Source organism: Variovorax nivicola (assembly GCF_051216475.1).
Lineage (GTDB): Bacteria > Pseudomonadota > Gammaproteobacteria > Burkholderiales > Burkholderiaceae_C > Variovorax.
The window spans coordinates 19278-35232 of record NZ_JBPJZK010000018.1 but is presented as its reverse complement, the minus strand read 5'-3'; the positions used below and the strand labels follow the sequence as shown (position 1 = coordinate 35232).

At 64.5% G+C, this 15955-nt stretch carries 19 protein-coding genes and 1 riboswitch; of the genes, 6 read left to right on the top strand and 13 right to left on the bottom strand.

The window, feature by feature from the left end; all coding sequences use genetic code 11:
• Positions 1–372, bottom strand: a complete 372-nt coding sequence (locus tag ACSFBF_RS34385; RefSeq protein ID WP_435462611.1) for a hypothetical protein — start codon at positions 370–372, stop codon at positions 1–3.
• Positions 373–784: 412 nt separating this feature from the next.
• On the opposite strand from ACSFBF_RS34385, the gene ACSFBF_RS34380 reads away from it, so the two are divergent.
• The gene (locus tag ACSFBF_RS34380) at positions 785–1231 is read left to right on the top strand and encodes a universal stress protein (RefSeq protein WP_435462612.1); all 447 of its coding nucleotides are present in this window, start codon (positions 785–787) and stop codon (positions 1229–1231) included.
• 120 nt (positions 1232–1351) lie between these two features.
• Here the strand turns inward: ACSFBF_RS34380 and ACSFBF_RS34375 are convergent, their stop codons facing one another.
• The 11 genes from ACSFBF_RS34375 to cobM form a co-directional block, all read right to left on the bottom strand.
• Complete coding sequence (locus ACSFBF_RS34375) at positions 1352–1582, bottom strand: hypothetical protein (RefSeq protein ID WP_435462613.1); 231 nt, start codon at positions 1580–1582, stop codon at positions 1352–1354.
• Between the two features lie 108 nt (positions 1583–1690).
• The gene (locus tag ACSFBF_RS34370) at positions 1691–2047 is read right to left on the bottom strand and encodes a (2Fe-2S) ferredoxin domain-containing protein (protein ID WP_435462614.1); all 357 of its coding nucleotides are present in this window, start codon (positions 2045–2047) and stop codon (positions 1691–1693) included.
• Positions 2044–3024 (bottom strand): precorrin-3B C(17)-methyltransferase, encoded by a 981-nt coding sequence (cobJ, locus tag ACSFBF_RS34365; RefSeq protein ID WP_435462615.1) that lies wholly within the window; start codon positions 3022–3024, stop codon positions 2044–2046. Before cobJ ends, ACSFBF_RS34370 begins: the two co-directional genes overlap by 4 nt.
• A gap of 69 nt (positions 3025–3093) precedes the next feature.
• Positions 3094–3498, bottom strand: coding sequence for a cobalamin biosynthesis protein (locus ACSFBF_RS34360; protein ID WP_435462616.1), 405 nt, complete (start codon positions 3496–3498; stop codon positions 3094–3096).
• A complete protein-coding gene (locus ACSFBF_RS34355; protein WP_435462617.1) occupies positions 3495–4247 on the bottom strand; it encodes a cobalamin biosynthesis central domain-containing protein in 753 nt (250 codons plus the stop codon). The genes ACSFBF_RS34360 and ACSFBF_RS34355 overlap by 4 nt, the downstream gene beginning before the upstream one ends.
• Positions 4237–5034 (bottom strand): precorrin-2 C(20)-methyltransferase, encoded by a 798-nt coding sequence (cobI, locus tag ACSFBF_RS34350; RefSeq protein ID WP_435462618.1) that lies wholly within the window; start codon positions 5032–5034, stop codon positions 4237–4239. Before cobI ends, ACSFBF_RS34355 begins: the two co-directional genes overlap by 11 nt.
• Positions 5031–6356, bottom strand: coding sequence for a precorrin-6y C5,15-methyltransferase (decarboxylating) subunit CbiE (gene cbiE / locus ACSFBF_RS34345; protein ID WP_435474796.1), 1326 nt, complete (start codon positions 6354–6356; stop codon positions 5031–5033). The genes cobI and cbiE overlap by 4 nt, the downstream gene beginning before the upstream one ends.
• A 14-nt stretch (positions 6357–6370) precedes the next feature.
• The gene (locus ACSFBF_RS34340) at positions 6371–7474 is read right to left on the bottom strand and encodes a cobalt-precorrin-5B (C(1))-methyltransferase (protein ID WP_435462620.1); all 1104 of its coding nucleotides are present in this window, start codon (positions 7472–7474) and stop codon (positions 6371–6373) included.
• Entirely contained in the window at positions 7471–8160 is a 690-nt protein-coding gene (locus tag ACSFBF_RS34335; RefSeq protein WP_435462621.1) for a precorrin-8X methylmutase, read from the bottom strand. The genes ACSFBF_RS34340 and ACSFBF_RS34335 overlap by 4 nt, the downstream gene beginning before the upstream one ends.
• Entirely contained in the window at positions 8157–9104 is a 948-nt protein-coding gene (locus ACSFBF_RS34330; protein WP_435474793.1) for a sirohydrochlorin chelatase, read from the bottom strand. Before ACSFBF_RS34330 ends, ACSFBF_RS34335 begins: the two co-directional genes overlap by 4 nt.
• Positions 9101–9970, bottom strand: a complete 870-nt coding sequence (gene cobM / locus ACSFBF_RS34325) for a precorrin-4 C(11)-methyltransferase (RefSeq protein ID WP_435462623.1) — start codon at positions 9968–9970, stop codon at positions 9101–9103. Before cobM ends, ACSFBF_RS34330 begins: the two co-directional genes overlap by 4 nt.
• A gap of 154 nt (positions 9971–10124) precedes the next feature.
• Positions 10125–10386: riboswitch (cobalamin riboswitch) on the bottom strand.
• A 70-nt stretch (positions 10387–10456) separates the two neighbouring features.
• On the opposite strand from cobM, the gene ACSFBF_RS34320 reads away from it, so the two are divergent.
• On the top strand, positions 10457–10945 hold the full coding sequence (locus ACSFBF_RS34320) for a ParB N-terminal domain-containing protein (protein WP_435462624.1): 489 nt from the start codon (positions 10457–10459) through the stop codon (positions 10943–10945).
• Between the two features lie 22 nt (positions 10946–10967).
• Positions 10968–11459 (top strand): IS66 family insertion sequence element accessory protein TnpB, encoded by a 492-nt coding sequence (gene tnpB, locus ACSFBF_RS34315; RefSeq protein WP_435462625.1) that lies wholly within the window; start codon positions 10968–10970, stop codon positions 11457–11459.
• Between the two features lie 70 nt (positions 11460–11529).
• On the opposite strand, the gene ACSFBF_RS34310 is transcribed toward tnpB, so the two are convergent.
• Positions 11530–12243: an autoinducer binding domain-containing protein gene (locus ACSFBF_RS34310; RefSeq protein WP_435462626.1), complete on the bottom strand. Its 714-nt coding sequence runs from the start codon at positions 12241–12243 to the stop codon at positions 11530–11532.
• 599 nt (positions 12244–12842) lie between these two features.
• Here ACSFBF_RS34310 and ACSFBF_RS34305 point away from each other — a divergent pair.
• From ACSFBF_RS34305 to ACSFBF_RS34295, 3 genes are read left to right on the top strand one after another with little or no spacing between them, the layout of a single operon-like run.
• The gene (locus ACSFBF_RS34305) at positions 12843–13529 is read left to right on the top strand and encodes an acyl-homoserine-lactone synthase (RefSeq protein WP_435462627.1); all 687 of its coding nucleotides are present in this window, start codon (positions 12843–12845) and stop codon (positions 13527–13529) included.
• A 56-nt stretch (positions 13530–13585) separates the two neighbouring features.
• Positions 13586–14557 carry a sulfotransferase family protein gene (locus ACSFBF_RS34300; RefSeq protein ID WP_435462628.1) on the top strand — a complete coding sequence of 324 codons (972 nt, stop codon included), beginning with the start codon at positions 13586–13588 and terminating at the stop codon, positions 14555–14557.
• Positions 14554–15888 carry an MFS transporter gene (locus ACSFBF_RS34295; protein ID WP_435462629.1) on the top strand — a complete coding sequence of 445 codons (1335 nt, stop codon included), beginning with the start codon at positions 14554–14556 and terminating at the stop codon, positions 15886–15888. The genes ACSFBF_RS34300 and ACSFBF_RS34295 overlap by 4 nt, the downstream gene beginning before the upstream one ends.
• Positions 15889–15955: the final 67 nt, after the last annotated feature.

Genomic DNA, 15955 nt, shown 5'->3' with positions numbered 1-15955 from the left:
TCAGCTCAGCAACTTGGTCAACAGTTTGCCCCAGAGGGTGGTGCGTCGAGCAATCTCGGGTTCCACACTGGGAGCCTCTTCTTCGAGGATCGTCGTATTGCCTGGCTGATGCGCGTCGCAGGTCACGCGCAAGTGACCCGCATCATGCAGGGCATGGAGTACGGGCAAGACTTCCTCGCTTTCCAAGCCGAGCCGACGATGGATCAGAAATCCAACAGAGGGCGCGTAGGCAAGAAGCACGCAGATGCGTGCATAGCAACCAAGCCTGTCTGCCGGAACCTGTCTTAGTTGCGGCCAGCTCGCCAGGGTCAGCACCTTCGTTTCAAATATGTCGATGGCGCTCGTTGCGAGTCTCGGTGACAGGTAATCCATGTTTCAAGCGAAGGGGCGTGAACTTGCAGCTGATGAAGAGTCCCCCGTAGCTCTGCAAAGCCGTCAGACGGTGCCATGGAGAAAGATTGCGGCGCAAGCTTAATTCCAAAGTCTTAAATCTACTCGGATGAAAATCGGATTTCAGCCTCTCATTTTTGGATGCAATCGGGAGCAATGCCCCTGGTCTCGGCTGTGTCGCCTTTGAGGCTCGTGCAATGCGATGTTCCAAGATGGCTGCGCTGCTTGGCCAGTCGCAACTGACCGAATCTTGTCTAGCCGTACAGCGATGCGGCACGCCAGCTTTGCAGCGGTCTAGGGGCCGATGCCAATACTCTGGCCTTGTAGGCCTTAAGGCCACGGACTAGACTGAATTCACAGGGCGCCCGCGGTGCCGGGGGCCAAGGAGCCTGCCATGTACAAGCGCATTCTTGTCGCAACCGATGGCTCGGATTTGTCGGCTCAGGCGGTCGCCGCCGCCATTGAACTGGCTTTGCTGAGCAGTGCCGATCTGGTGAGCATGACGGTTGTGCACCTCCAGCCATACAGCTACTTCGAAGGCTCCATGGTGCTGAACCAGCGGGAGATCGAAACCATGCAGGAGCAGTCGGACGCCATGGCCCAGCAGTTGGTGGGAGCCGTCAAGTCCGCAGCGCTGGTCAAAGGTGTTCGCAATACACAAATCGTGGTTGCGCGATCGAACCAGATCGCCGAGGCCATCATCGCGACGGCCAAGAATCATCAGTGCGACCTGATCGTCATGGCGTCACACGGACGACGCAGCCTGGCACGGTTGCTCATGGGCAGTGAGACCTTGCATGTGCTGACCCACTCTCACATCCCCGTGCTGGTGCTGCGTTAGGCGTCACGCCGTCGCAGTGCGCTTCAGCAAGCTCTGAAGCCCGCAAGCCTGTGGCATACATTCACCGAACGGCACGGGCGCCGCGTCGGGAAGGGTCCTTGATCGATAGGACGTGAAATCTCACCATGGCCACCACCAGCGTCGCCGCTCCTGCCTGAGATCCAGTGGCCTCAAATCAAGGGTGTCGTAGTCCGGGAAGGGGGCACCAGCACGTCGACGCAGTTCAGCTTCCAACTGGTGAGCCACGCCGCGAGCATTCAGATCACCCTGCAGCGCTCTTCTGCGCCATTCGACCGCCCTTGCGCCCAGTTCCGCGTCGGGCAATTTTTCCAACTCGATCATGGAACGCATTGTGCCGAGGGATCAGAATCTTGTTCGGGCAGGTCCCGGTCCTCGATCAAGTGAGTCCCTTGTTCAAAGAACCGCTTGCTGGCTTCGCCAGCGCACATCTGCGGCGTTTCAGGTGTCCTCATTCGCCGTCAGCCCAGGCCCCTGGTGGAACACTAGGTCTTCCACAACCGCGCCACCTACCAAGTGCTGGGACAAGATGCGGTCCATGTTCTCTGGCGTGACGTTGTAATACCAAGTGCCGTCGGGCTGCACACACATCACCGGCCCGCCCTTGCAGGCGGCGAAGCAGCCGACGCGGCTGCGCTTGACGCGCAGTTCGCCCTCATTGAGCCCCGCCGCCTTGAACTTGTCGCCCAGACTGTCGAACAGATCCTGCGAGGCGCCGTCGGGGCTGCAGCGCGGGCCGGTGCAGACCAGCAGGTGGCGCTTGTAGCTGCCGATCTTCGGTTTGACGATCTCGGTCATTCCTGTGCCTCCTCGACCGGCGCGGCCGCAGCGCCCTCCTCCTCTGCTGGTGCTGCAAGCACGGCTTCGATGTAGTCAGCCGGCAGACAGTGCTGCACCGCCAGCACAGCAACGCTCATCCCTTCGGCATGGTCGGCACGCAGGTTGGCCATCCAGCCCAGAAGCCCGGTCGACAGCGAGCGGCCGGGCTTCTCGCCGCCGCGCGTGCTGCCACCGTCGTCCAGGTCGTACTTGTTGGCGTAACCGCGCGGCGTGACCATCAGGCCGTGCTGCAGGAAGGTGTGGCTGTTGCCGATGAGCACGGTCGTCAGCATGCCGATGTCGCACTCGCTCATGTGGGCCAGCGTGGTGAACTCGATGCGCTCGCGCCGGCGGTAGGCCGACTTGACCACCGCCACTGGCGTGCCCGGCCGACGGTGCCGTAGGAACAGTTGCTGTGCCTGCACGATCTGCTGCGTGCGCCGCCCGCTCTTCGGGTTGTAGAGGGCCACCACGAAGTCGGCTGCCGCCACCGCATCGAGCCGTCGTGCGATCACCGGCCAGGGCGTGAGCAGATCGCTCAGCGAGATCGAGCAGAAGTCGTGCGTGAGCGGCGCGCCCACCAGCGCCGCGCAGGCGTTGATGGCCGATGCGCCGGGCACCACCTCGACGGTGATATCCGAGTCCGGCGTCCAGCCGGCCTGGAATAACACCTCGTAGGTCGGGCCGGCCATGCCGTAGACGCCGGCATCGCCGCTGGAGATCAGCGCGACCTTCTTGCCCTCGCGCGCACGTTCGAGCGCGTTGACCGCGCGGTCGAGCTCTTCGGTCATGCCCTTGCGGATCACTTCCTTGCCCTCGAGCAGATCGGCCACCAGCTTGATGTAGGTGCTGTAGCCGACCACCACGTCGGCTTCGGCGATCGCGGCCAGCGCGCGCTGGGTCATATGGTCATGGCTGCCGGGGCCAATGCCGACGAGTGAGATCTTGCCGCTCATCGGTTCAACTCCAGGGCTGGCGCGGTGCGCACAGAGGTATTCATTGCGGGATCCATTCGGGATTGAGATTCAGGACATTCGCGCGATCGAGATCGTCGCGTGGCGCCCGTCGGCGCCGCGGTGTTTGTGCTTCGGGACGACCAGCGCCGTCATCGGCAGGCCGCCGCCGACCAGCAGCGCGGCCGCTTCGCTGACCGAGGGCGTGCCGGTGTGCCTGCGCACCGTCTCCGACGGATGCGGCACGGGCACGTCCGCCAGTTGCGCGGCGGGATAGAAGCGCATCGCCCAGCCGTGGGCTGCGGCCAGCGCCAGCAGGCCCGCCTCGTCGGCCTTCAGGTCGATGCTGGCCGATGCCGCCACCTGTGCCAATTGCGCACCGATGCTGGTCAGCGCTTCGTCGAGTACCTGCTGCAGCGTGGCCTGCGGCGTGCCGCGGTCGCAGCCCAGGCCGATGGCATAGCGCACCGGGCTCATTGGGGCGGCCTGTAGACCACAAGGCGCTCCGCCAGCGCGGTCCAGCGTTCGGCGCTCACCTCGGCCTGCGTGATCCACAGCACGGCCTTGAAGCGCGCGAGGTCGACCTCGCCGAATCGCGCAAACCGGTGGATGTTGGCCGGCAGAGGCGTCGGGCGGGTCCACCAATCGGGGCTGCCTGCCTCCTGAACCACCGCGATCGGTTCGCCATTCACGACATGGGCCGAGACGCGCGTGATGTTGATCTTGGGCGCCTCCACCTTCCAGCCGAGTTCACGCCCGAGGATGTCGACGGGGATGGTCTTGCCCACATCCGACGCAGTGGTCAGCACGGGTGTGGCCCCCAGCAGCGCGGCGACCTGCTCGGCCATCGCGTTGGCACCGCCGACGTGGCCCGAGAGCACCGGGATCACGAACTGCGCGGCATCGTCGACCACCAGCACGCCCGGATCTTCGTCCTTGTTCTTGAGGTGCGGTGCGATCAGGCGCACCACGGCGCCGAGCGAAACGAAGAACACGACCTGATCGAAGTCCGCGAACAGCGCGGCGATCTCGTCACGAAACGCGCCCGCGTACGCGCGCACGGGGTTGGGCAGGCCGGCCATGAGCGGCGCGAACTTGTCGGCCACGCACACGCTGGCCTCAGGCAACAGGCGCGCCAGTCCGGCCGTCTGCTGCGCGCCATGCTTGGTGATGGCAACAAGCACCACGCGGGGTGCGGTTTCCGCGGATGCGGCGTCATTCGTCATTCGGGTTGTCCTCTTCGATTTCGGTGCTGGTCTTCTTGCGGCAGCCGCGCACCAGCTCACCGCGTTCGCGGCCGGGGTTCTTCACCAGCAGCAGCGACAGGTAATTGACTTTCGTGCCCTTCAGGCTGGCCACCTCGTGCACGATACGTTCGACCGGCGAGCCGGCCTTCTCGATGAAACGGCTGTGTTCAAGCAGACCGCGCCGCGCCAGCAGGTCAACCAGGTCGTCGAGCAGCGGCTTGACCTTCATGAGCACCAGCGTGTCGAAGTCCTCGAGCATCTTCTCGACCGCGGCAATGCCGTAGGCCGCCGGCACGATGGCAACGGTGTCGTCCTGCTCGGACAGCGGCAACTGCAGCCGTGCGCAGGCCGCATTGAAAGAGGTCACGCCGGGCACGACCTCGATGCGCGCGGCCGGGTCGAGCTCGCGCAGCACGCGCGCCAGGTAGCAGAAGCTCGCGTAGGTGGAGGCATCGCCCTCGACCAGGAACAGCACATCCTGCCCGGTCGCCAGCAGCGCCCGCACGGCCTCGGCGGCCTTGAGCCAATGGCGCGCGAGCTTCTCGACGTCGTGCGTCATCGGGAACAGCAGGGCCTGATGCTGCGCGGGCGTCGACAGCCCGGCGCGCAGCGCGATGTCCAGCGCGTAGCTTTCCTTGCGCAGGCTGCGAACGGGATAGGTCCAGATGGTGTCGGGGCGCGTCAGGAGCGACCAGGCGCGGCGCGTGATCAGGTCGGGGTCGCCGGGGCCGAGCGACACGCCGTAGAGCATGCCGGGCGCCGTCATACCGTACCGCCCGCCTGCACGCAGGCCTCATCTCTTTTCGCGTGGGCCTCGCCCCTTTGCGCACAGACCAGCCACACCGGGTTCTCGGCCGCAAGCCGATGCATGTGCAGGATCGGCTTGCTGCGCGAGGCCTGAAGCTGCAGCACGTCCCAGCTCGCACCTTGCGCCTTCAACGCCTCGACCGCGCCCGCGAAGTTCTCGATGGTCACGAAATTCATCACCAGCCAGCCGCCCGGGCGCAGGCGCCGCAGCACCAGCGCAATGAGTTCGGCCAGTTCGCCGCCGGAGCCGCCGATGAACACCGCGTCCGGGTCGGCCCACGCCGCCAGGCCCTCGGGCGCCTTGCCGTGCACCAGGCTGTGGTTGCTCACGCCCATGGCCTGCCGGTTGCGCGCGACGATGGCACTGTCGTCCGCGTTCTTCTCGATCGCGTAGACGTGGCCGCGCCAGCACAGCCGTGCGGCCTCGAGCCCGACCGAGCCAGAGCCCGCGCCGATGTCCCATACCACGCTGTCGGCGCGCAACTGCATGCGAGCGAGCGAGACGGCACGCACCTCGTTCTTGGTGATCAGGCCCTTCTCGGGATGGCGCTGCTCGAAGCTGGCGTCCGGCAGGCCGAACAACACCTGCGGCGCACGCAGCCGGGTGCGCCAGAGCAGCACCACGTTCGGATCCGCAAAGCGCATCTGCGCCGCGGCGGTGATGCGCATGCCGCTGACCACGCGCTCCTCGGGCTGGCACAGACGCTCGGCGACGGCCATCTCGAAGTCGTCGGCCAGGCCCTCGGCCACGAGCATGCGCGCGATGCGGTCGGGCGTGTTGTCGGGGCTGGTGAGCACAGCCAGGCGATCGTGCTGGCGGATGTCGCGCAGCAGCGCATACAGGCCATGCGCGGGCGGCGAGCCCGGCAGCCAGTCGCCCGCGTCCTTGGCGTGCACGGAAGCGAACTTCATCTCCTGCCATGGCAGGCCAAGGCGCGCACAGGCCAACTGCAGCGTCGACACGTTGGGCAGGACCTCGATCGCCTCCAGGCACAGGTGCGCCGCCAGGAAGGCCGCGATGCCGTGGCACAGCGGATCGCCGGTGGCCAGGACGACCACGCGTCGCCCCTCGGCCTGCGCGGCGCGAATCCATTCGGGCACCTGCGACAGGTCGCCGGTCAGGTCGCGCTGCACCACATCGGGTGCGATGTGCGACGCGAACAGGGCCAGCGTGCGCGCGCCGCCGATCACCAGTTGCGCGTGCTGCAGATGCGCCAGCGCGCTGCGGCCGAGGCTCGCATCGCCGTCATCGAGCACGCCAAGAATTCGGCATTTGTTCATCATCTTGTCGGTGTTCAGGAGGCCTCCGCGATCTTTCGGCCTTCGAAGTCGCAGACCAGCACTTTCAGTTCGAATTGGTCGGGGTAGCGCGTGCGCAGCGTCTGGATGACGCGTTGTGCCAGCGCCGTGTGGAAAGCGGTGCCGAGCCCGAGCGCGTCCATGCGCTCGCCGGCATAGCGCGCAGTCTCGTTGCCGCGGATCGCGTCGCACACGTCGGGCGGCGCGCCGAGCCCTGCGGCCAGGTCGGCCAGCAGGCCGGTGTCGACCTCGGCGCGGCCGGCGTGGGTGATGGTCTCGCCCTGCGCGATCTTGGTGAGCTTGCCGACCATGCCGCCGATCACGACCCTCTTGATCCCGGCCTTGACCGCAGCGCCCATCGCATAGCGCAGGAAGTCGCCCATCTGCACGAAGGCCGGCTCGGGCAGCTCCGGCATTTCGGCCATCACGAACTTCTCGGTACGTCCACCGGTCGTGAGCACGACCACGCCATGGCCCAGCGTGCCCGCCATCTGCACGCCCTGCACCACGCTCGCGCGGTAGGCGGCGGTGGAATAGGGTTTGACGATGCCGGTCGTGCCCAGGATGGAAATGCCGCCGAGGATGCCCAGGCGTGCATTGAGTGTCTTCTTGGCCATCTCTTCGCCCTGCGGCACGGAGATCGCAACTTCGAGGCCGACCTGGTCGAGCAGCGTGGTGCCCACGGCGCGCACGTTCGCCTCGATGTTGCGGCGCGGCACCGGGTTGATGGCCGGCCCGCCGACGGCCAGCCCTAGCCCCGGCATGGTGACGGTGCCCACGCCGACGCCGCCCGCCAGCACCACCTGCCCTGCGAGCTCGGGCAACAGGCGCACGTCGGCCGTGAGATGGGCCTTGTCGGTGCAGTCGGGGTCGTCGCCCGCGTCCTTGATGACCATCGCATGCGCGCTCACGCCCGCGGTGTCGACGCGGCCGTCCTGCACCGCGAAGCGCACCAGGTCGCCGTTGGGCAGCAGACATTCGACCTCCTCGGGCACCCGGCCGGTGACCAGGCCGATCACCGCCGCGCGCGCTGCCGCGGCCGAACACGCACCGGTCGTGAAACCGGTGCGGGTGCCGCGGGGCGCGTCCTTGTTCATCATGCGGCGTGCTCGTGCGCCTCGGCCAGACCCAGCAGCGCGTGGATCGCGGCCACCACCAAGGTGGAGCCGCCCTTGCGGCCGCGAATCACGACCCAGGGCACGCCGGCCTCCAGCGCCATCAGGTCCTTCGACTCGGCCGCCGACACAAAGCCGACCGGCATGCCGACCACCAGCGCGGGGCGCGCGCCCTCTTCATGGATCAGCCGCACGATCTCGATCAGCGCGGTCGGTGCATTGCCGATGCCGATGATCGCGCCGTCGACCAGCCCCAAGCGGTGTGCCTTGCGCATGGCCTGCACGGCGCGTGTGGTGCCTTCGGCCGTGGCCTGCGCGATCACATCCTCGTCGCTGATGAACTGGTGCGTGCCCATGCCGAAATGGGCCAGGCGCGGGGCCGAGAGGCCCACGCAGATCATCTCGACATCGGCCACCACGCGGCTTGCTCGCGAACGGATGGCGGCGATGGCGGCGTCGACCGCGTCCGGGTGGAAGTCGGTCAGGCCGTTGAAGTCGAAATCGGCATTCGCATGGATCATGCGGCGCACCACGGGCCATTGATCGGCCGTGTAGGCGTGCGACGTCACCTCGCGATCGATCACCGCGAAGGAGTCGTGCTCGATGGTGCGGCCGGCCGCGGTAAGTTGCTCGGTGACGACGTTGGCCGCCATGGAAGACGTCGGTTTCATCGCAGTGCTGGCGCTGTGTCGTGCGCATGAGGGCGGCCATGCGCGTGGTCATGCGCGTGATCGTGCGGATGCGGATGCCCCTCGCCATGGCTGTGCGGCACCGCATCGTCATGGTGGTGGCCGCCCAGGCCGTGCGCCACCGCGAAGTCGCGGAACTTGCAGCCGTCGCAGGGCATGAGCGCGATCGGCACGCCGCGGCGCAGGTCGTTCACGCGTTGTTCCAGCAGCGCGAAGATCTCGGGCTCGAAGCCGAAGTACCGGGTCGAGACGAAGCGGATCGTCGGGTATTGCGCCTTCAGGTTCTCAACCTGGCGCGCAATGCGTTCGACCAACGTGCCGTTGAACAGGTAGTACGGCAGCACCACCACCTGCTTCATGCCCTGCAGGCTCTGGCGCTGCACGGCCTTCTCCAGGCGCGGGTAGGTGATGCCCGTGAAGGCCAGATCCACCAGTTCGTGGTCGGTCTCCTCCAGCAGCCAGCGCGCCATCTTCGCCATGTCGCCGTTGGCCTGTCGGTCCGACGATCCCCGGCCCAGGATCACCACGCCGGTGGTGGTCGGGTCGGGCATGTCCAGCGCCTGCATCGCGCCCTTGAGGCGCCGCCGCAGGATCGCGAGGATCGGGTCGCAGGCCGTGAGGTGCGGCGCATAGAGGAACTGCACCATCGGATACTGGAGCCGCGCACCATCGATGGCCTGCGGGATGTCCATCTTCACGTGGCCCGCCGCATTGAGGATGAGCGGCACCACGACCACGCGTTGCGCGCCCTCGGCCGCGCGGCGCAGGCCCTCGCTCATCGTGACCTCGGAGAACTCGATGAAGCAGACCTCGATGCGCCAGCCGGGTTGCCGCTCGCGCCATTGCGCCGCGAAAGCCTCGATCTCGTCGTTGCCGGATTTTTCGCGCGAGCCGTGGCCCACCAGGAGAATGGTTTCGGTGCTCATGGAAGGTCCTGCTGGAGGGTTTCGACGGGAACGCTCGCGCGCCGGAAGCGGTGCGTGAAACTCGCGTCATAGAGTTTGGATTTGGCGAGCGTGGTCCACTGCCGCGCGCCCAGCGTGGGGCTGGCGATGATCATCGACTGGCTCACGATGCGGGCTTCGCGGCACAGCGCCTGGATGGTGGCGACCGTGCCACGCACGATCTGCTCCTCACCCGGCCAACTCGCCTTGTGGACCACCACCACGGGCGCGTCGGGTGACCAGCCAGCGGCCGTCAGCGCGGCCGTGACCTTGCCGATCAACGTGATGCTCAGGAAGATGCACAGCGTGCTGTGGTGCGCAGCCAGCGCCTCGAGTGACTCGCCTTCCGGCATCGGCGTGCGCCCTTCGACGCGCGTGAAGATCACGGTCTGCGTGACCTCGGGCAGCGTGAGGCTCTCCACCGCCGCCGCCGCCGAGGCCATGGCGGAGGAGACGCCCGGTACGACGCCGATCGGCACGCCCGCCGCATCCAGCGGCTGCACCAGTTCGATCAGCGCGCCATAGAGACCCGGGTCGCCGGTCTGCAGGCGCACCACGGTCTGGCAGCGCGCGGCCTGCGCGATCAGCCATGAAGACATCTGCTCGAGCGTCATGTCCTTGCTGTCGGCGACAACGCAATCGGGGGGCGCCCAGCGCGTGGCGGCTTCGCTCACGAGCGAGCCCGCGAACAGGATCGCCCCGGCGCGTTCGATGAGGCCGCGGCCCTTGACGGTGATGAGTTCCGGGTCGCCCGGACCCGCGCCGACGAACCAGACGGTTCCCGGCGCGGACGTACGCAGGGCCGCGCTGCCCGCGGCGCTGCCTGGAGCGATGGCTCGCTCGTTCATGTTGGTTCCTCCGCGCCCGCCGCGCGATAGATGGTCGGTAAGACCCGGCGGGAGGGAGAAATCGGGAGGCGTCCGTGGATGCGGCGCCGACGGATGCGAGGATGCATCGAGCCAGACGCCATGCGTCGCCCGCCGATCCTCGCCCACCGCAAGGTCATGCGCTGGTCGTCAGGCCGGTCTCCGGGCTCGCGAGCGGAGGGCCATCGGCTCTCCCGCAAAGACCGCCTTCCCGTGCTTTTCGTGACACAGTGGCGCGGGACCGAATCCCGGGGTTTTGCTTTTGACTCGCTTACCGTTGCGGGGGCAGCGTCGGCATGGCGCGGTGTTTACCACCGCTGCGCACCGACTTCCCGTTTCACCCTGGCCGCCCCGCCGTTTCCACGGGACGCTAGGACACCTGACAACGCGCTCAAAGTGTATCAGCCGCTATGGCTGGGCGCTGGCAGGGGCCGCCGCCGGAGTCGGCCGTCGACCTCAGGAGCCGTCATGCGTCTCGAAACACCCCAGCCCGCCATCCATACTGTTTCTTCTGCGGTGGCACTTGTCCCTTACATCAAGCTCCTGAAGGAGCCCTTCCCCCCGGCCTCGACCTCAACCCAATACCAAGACAACGAGGTTCATAGGCTTATGACGCAATTGAAGGCTTGGTCGCCCGACTTTCGCGCCACGGGCGTAGCGGGACTGATCGATCCGCACCTGGTCTCCCCATCGCGCTGGGCGATCCGGCACGGCGATCTCTTCCACGCTGTCGGTGCCGACGAGTTGCAGGAGCAGATGCGTGAAGCGGGCGGAAACATGGTTCCAATTCTGGTCCGGCCATGCTCGCCGTCCTCAGTGCACCCGGAGTTTCCGGAAGCGAGGTTCGAAGTGTTGTCGGGACTCAAGCGCTTGATGGTCGCCCTTCGCCTGGAGAGACGAGCTTGCGAGCGCAACGACAAGCACACGCGCTCGCCATCAAGCCAATTTACGACTTGATCAGACCTTCCTTAGGTCACCCTTGGAGTTGCAATACCGGGACGCAGGGGCGCTGAAGCGAGCCTGGGACGAAGATCCGGAAAAGATGGCTTTTCGGGCGACCAAGGCGGCCGCATTTCAGGGGGAACTGGATCGTCTTGCGGTGCTGGCGCTGCTGCTCGGAAACGAAGAGCCAACGGAGTCGAAAGCTCAATTGCCGAAACCGGATGTGAACGTGATTCTGGAAGGAGTTCTCGTTGCCGTAATTTCAACGACGGCGAAGGGACTGACAACGATCAAGCTGAAGCGGAAGGATCTTTCTGCAGCAGCGATCGAGTCGCTTAGGACGGCGCTCGAAAAAATGGGGGACAGTGCCGAGGGGGTTTCATTGATGCCGGTGTGTGTTGACGACGACGGCATGTGTGTGCTGGCCAAACACTTGGAGCGTGGCCGCTTCATCTGGCCGCAGACCGAGTCGGGCTCGATCTCGCTGAGCGGTGCACAGCTCGAATCCAGTCTTCGTGCGAATACATGAACTACCTCTTGGTAGTCCAAGTTTTTGTCCGCCTCCCCATCGGGTCAGGACTCCATAGAAATCAACACTCTTAGCTCAGAAGGCCAAGCAAAGCGGCCCTCACTACTGCCCCCGTCTTGTTCGCAGCTCGAAGCTTTACCACGGCATTCTTCAGATGGTAGTTCACCGTGTCGGCCGAGATGCAAAGTATCTCAGCAGCCTCGCTCGATGTCTTGCCATCAGCTAACCATTGCAATATCTCGATCTCGCGCGAAGTCAATGGCACATCTTGTTCAATATTCAAGCGAGGCGATACCACTCTCGCAAGGGCTTGATGACATATGTTGACCAACCAGCGCATGTGCGATTCGTTGGCATCAAGCTCCGCCTGACTGAGCGGCGTTGCTCGCCGCGAAAGCGTCAGCATTCCGACTCCCCCATGCCCGTCAAAACAGGACTGGGCCCACCCGATATTGAGTCCGAATGAGCGTGCTGAATGCCAGAACCCCCTCGCACTTTCAAAAATGTCATCGCTCCAAACGAGTGCGGTTTGGCTTTTCCGGCAATGAATCACTGTCGGATCAATGTGCAGATACCCCTTTTGCACATAGAGCTCCCGCCACTCGCTCGGGTAATTGTTGATCATGAAAACCTTCGGACTAGTCAGTGGCAGCGGGTGGCGTAGACCGTACGCACAATACTCGAAGCCGAGTTCTCGTGCTGATGAGAGAACAAGTGCGAACACCTCCTCTTCCCCAGAGGTTCGGTTCAAGGCCGTCAGCAGCGTCTCCGACCACTTGTTCATAGCTCTACCTCACGTGTTGCGTCAAGTCAGTTTTTGAGTCCAAGCAGCATGAAATGTACGATCGGGTTCACTTTAAATGTTGTGCAAATTGTGCCGACTCGTTGTCATCGACTTTGGGCATCCGACCTACCTCCATCCTGGCCCAGCTTGCTTTCCGGTGGCTGATCGTTGAGTTGCACACGTTCGCCTGCCGTAGGCGAATACGCATTTCTGGTTAGACACCGGTCTCGCGCGATGGCCATCTGCGTATATCGGTGAATCAGCTCCTGACACTCGATGTTTGCCATCTCATAACAGGGATAGAGGGAGACAACTCCAGACGCAGACCGCTTCTGCGGCACACAGGCCAATATCAGCGGGTTCACTGAGTAGAAGGGCGTCGGAATCCCCACTTTCTATCGGCTGGGATTGGTGGTTGAGGTCTGCCTTTCCGAGACTCGCTTTGTGCGAGTCGGCCTACTGCGACGCAACGTCCTCTTGATCGGCGAGGACGAAATTGATCTTGATTTCACTCCAAACCTTATCGCACTCGCAACTGCTGTAGATCGCCTCGACTGACACGCATTCGCACGCAATTCGTTCTGCAAATCTCAGACCAGATGAACTACCAGAATTGGCAGTTCCGAGATCACTCAGCCAACGGTGAAATCCACCTCCACGCACAACGCAAAGAGGTCAAGGTGGAGATTCTTACTGGTCGATCCGACTCTCTAGCTCCTGGCACTCTTCACGAGCTGGCCAAGTATCGCTACAAGATCTTCGTCGAGAAACTCGGCTGGAAGCTGGTCACCGCACATGACACCGAATTGGACCAATTCGACCGCGACGACACGATGTATCTACTTGCGCGAGGGGACGCCGGCGAGGTAATCGGCACCGCCCGTCTACTTCCCACCGTTCGCCCGTATCTGCTTGGCGAGGTGTTTCCGCAGCTAATCCCGGGCGAGCCCCCCCGGGACCCAGAGGTCTGGGAGCTTTCGCGGTTCGCAGCGAGCGGCGACGAAATCGCAGCCTCCGGTGCACTTTCGCAATTTGCATCTACGAAGGTGATTGCATTACTTGAGGCGGCGCTGCGCTTCGCAGCTGCTCACGGCGTACATCGGCTGATCACTGTGTCCCCCTTGGGCATTGAGCGCCTTTTACGTCGATACGGATTCGCGGCGCACCGTGCAGGACCTCCGGCCATCGTTGACGGCCAGCCCATTTTTGCGTGTTGGATAGACACAGCCTTGGCATGCAGTTCGCCCACGTCAGCTCCAAGCAAGTTTGCTACCCGTGCGGTGTGAAGAAGCAGGTGGACTGATTTGACCAAACCCGCTTGTCACTGCCCACAGGAGATGTCGTGCCCCGTACCAGCATCCAGCCCACCGGCACCCCTTCACTTGCCCTGCACTCCAACCCTGTGCTGCTCGGCGGTGAGAATCGCTCCGGTACCACTTTGCTCAGCATCCTGCTTGACTCCCACTCCGATCTGGTCGTCGGCCCGGAGATCGATTTCACCGAACCCGTCGACCTCGGCCCGCACATCCTCGCGGTATGCGACCTGATGGACCTCCACGCCTCGCAGCTCGCCGATGCGACGAAGGACAGCGTTGCCCCTGAGTGGTTCGACGGTGCTCACTTCGTTGTGCAGTGCGAACGATTCGGTCTCAGCCGTGACGACATACGGAACCTGGTAACCCGCCTGATGGTCGAACGCGGCACCGATCTGTCCGCGTTGGAGGATCGCTGTCTGCTCATCGACTCCATCGGCGAATTCCGACGTAAACAGACGGGGGCCGGAAGATGGGGCCTGAAGCTTCAGCGGCGGATTCAGGACATCGGCACGTATGCCGCGATCTGGCCACAAGCCCATTTCATCCACATCATCCGCGATGGCCGTGACCTGGCTGCGTCCCATATCAAGACCGTCCCCGACTGGGGCTACCGGACGGTCGAGCAGGCCGCGCGCGGATGGCTGGAGGTTCTCACCCGACCCCGCCAAGCTGCCCCCGACGGTCGCTATCTGGAAGTACGGTACGAGGACTTGGTCAGCCAGCCTCGCCAGACCATCGGGCAGATGCTGGACTATCTCGGACTGCCATGGGACGAGGCAGTCCTGCACCACGCAGAGCAAAAGCACGCACTGTTCGACAAACCCTGGGGCCATCCTGCGGCAAAAGCCGCCAACAAACCGCTGTACACGGGGCGTAACGGCCGATATCTGCACGACCTCACGTCCGGGGAAATCAAGGCGTTCGAGCAGATCGCAGGGAAGGAACTGGAACGCCTGGGCTACGGCCTATCGACACCGCATACCGAGAACGCGAGATGAGCCAGAAGACGCACGAAGCGCCTCGACTGTCTCGCAGCTTTTACCTGCTTCTCACAGGCCAGGTGGTCTCCTTCTTGGGCTCTCAGGTGACGCTTCTCGCCCTTCCTCTGACCGCGATCCAACTGCACAGCGCGGGGCCGCTCGAGACTGGGGTATTGCTCGCCTGCGGACGGGTTCCGTACCTGTTGCTGGGCCTGCCCGCTGGAGTCCTCGTCGACCGGGTCTCGCACCGGATCCTTCTGATGACGGCGAACACTGCAATGGCGTTCACCTTGGCCACCGTGCCGCTGGCTGCTTCTCTGCACGGAAACGTCAGCATGCTTCACCTGTATATCGTCGCCGTTCTTGTGGGTGCGGCCACGGTGATCGCCGATGTGGCCTTCCTGGCGTGTGTGCCAACCGTCGTGCGGCGTCCGCAACTGGTAAAGGCGCAGAGCAGACTGGAGTTGGGACAGTCGGCGGCGCTGGTGCTTGGCCTGCCTCTCGCGGGCTGGCTGATCGCCACCGTTTCCGCGCCCATTGCGATACTCGCGGACGCAGCGTCGTTCCTGTTAGCGACGGCGCTGCTCCCGTACGTGGCGATGAGGCCAGAGAGAGCCTCGTCGGCTACGGAGGGCTGCAAGGACCATCGGAGCGTCATGCGAGGCAGCAGCAGTATCGGCCGCGTCCTCTCGGAGGCGGCCGAGGGTGCATTGTTCGTGCTGCGCACGCCTCGACTGCGCGCGGTCACCCTTGCCACCGGCACGCTCATCTTTTGCTACAGCGCCTACTCTGCGGTCTTCCTGGTGTACCTGACCGAAGCGCTGAGACTGACCGGCGCCGAGGTCGGCACAGTCACGGGCATCGCTGCGGTTGGAGCTGTCGCAGGCTCGTTGCTCGCCCGTCCAGTTGCCAGGGTGCTGGGCTTGGGTCGCGTGCTGGTCGCAGCCCTCCTCGCCAGCGCCGTCGGCGCGGTACTTACCCCGGTGCTTCAAGAGTCGGGATGGCTGGCGGCAGGGCTGTCGCAACTCCTGCTATGGACCGGCCAGCAGGTCTACAACGTCCACCAGGTACCGATCCGCTACGCACTGACGCCACCTGAGCTGCACGGCCGGGTGAACGCGAGCATCCGCACAGTCGTCTGGGGTCTGGCTTCGCTGGGTGCCCTGCTGGGAGGCGCCTGTGGAATGTGGCTGGATTCCCGAACAACGTTGCTGTTCAGCGGCGCCCTGATCGCGACAGCCACCGCTTGGATTTTGGCGTCCGACCTGTGGACAGTGCGCACGCCGCAGCTTGCGGAAGCACAAGTCGCGCCGACATCCGCGCCAACCGTTTTCATTCCTCGCAGATAGGACATGCCCAATCATGAAATTCACTGACATGTCGTCACTCAGCCTGTCTCCAGGCCGCCTCACCGTC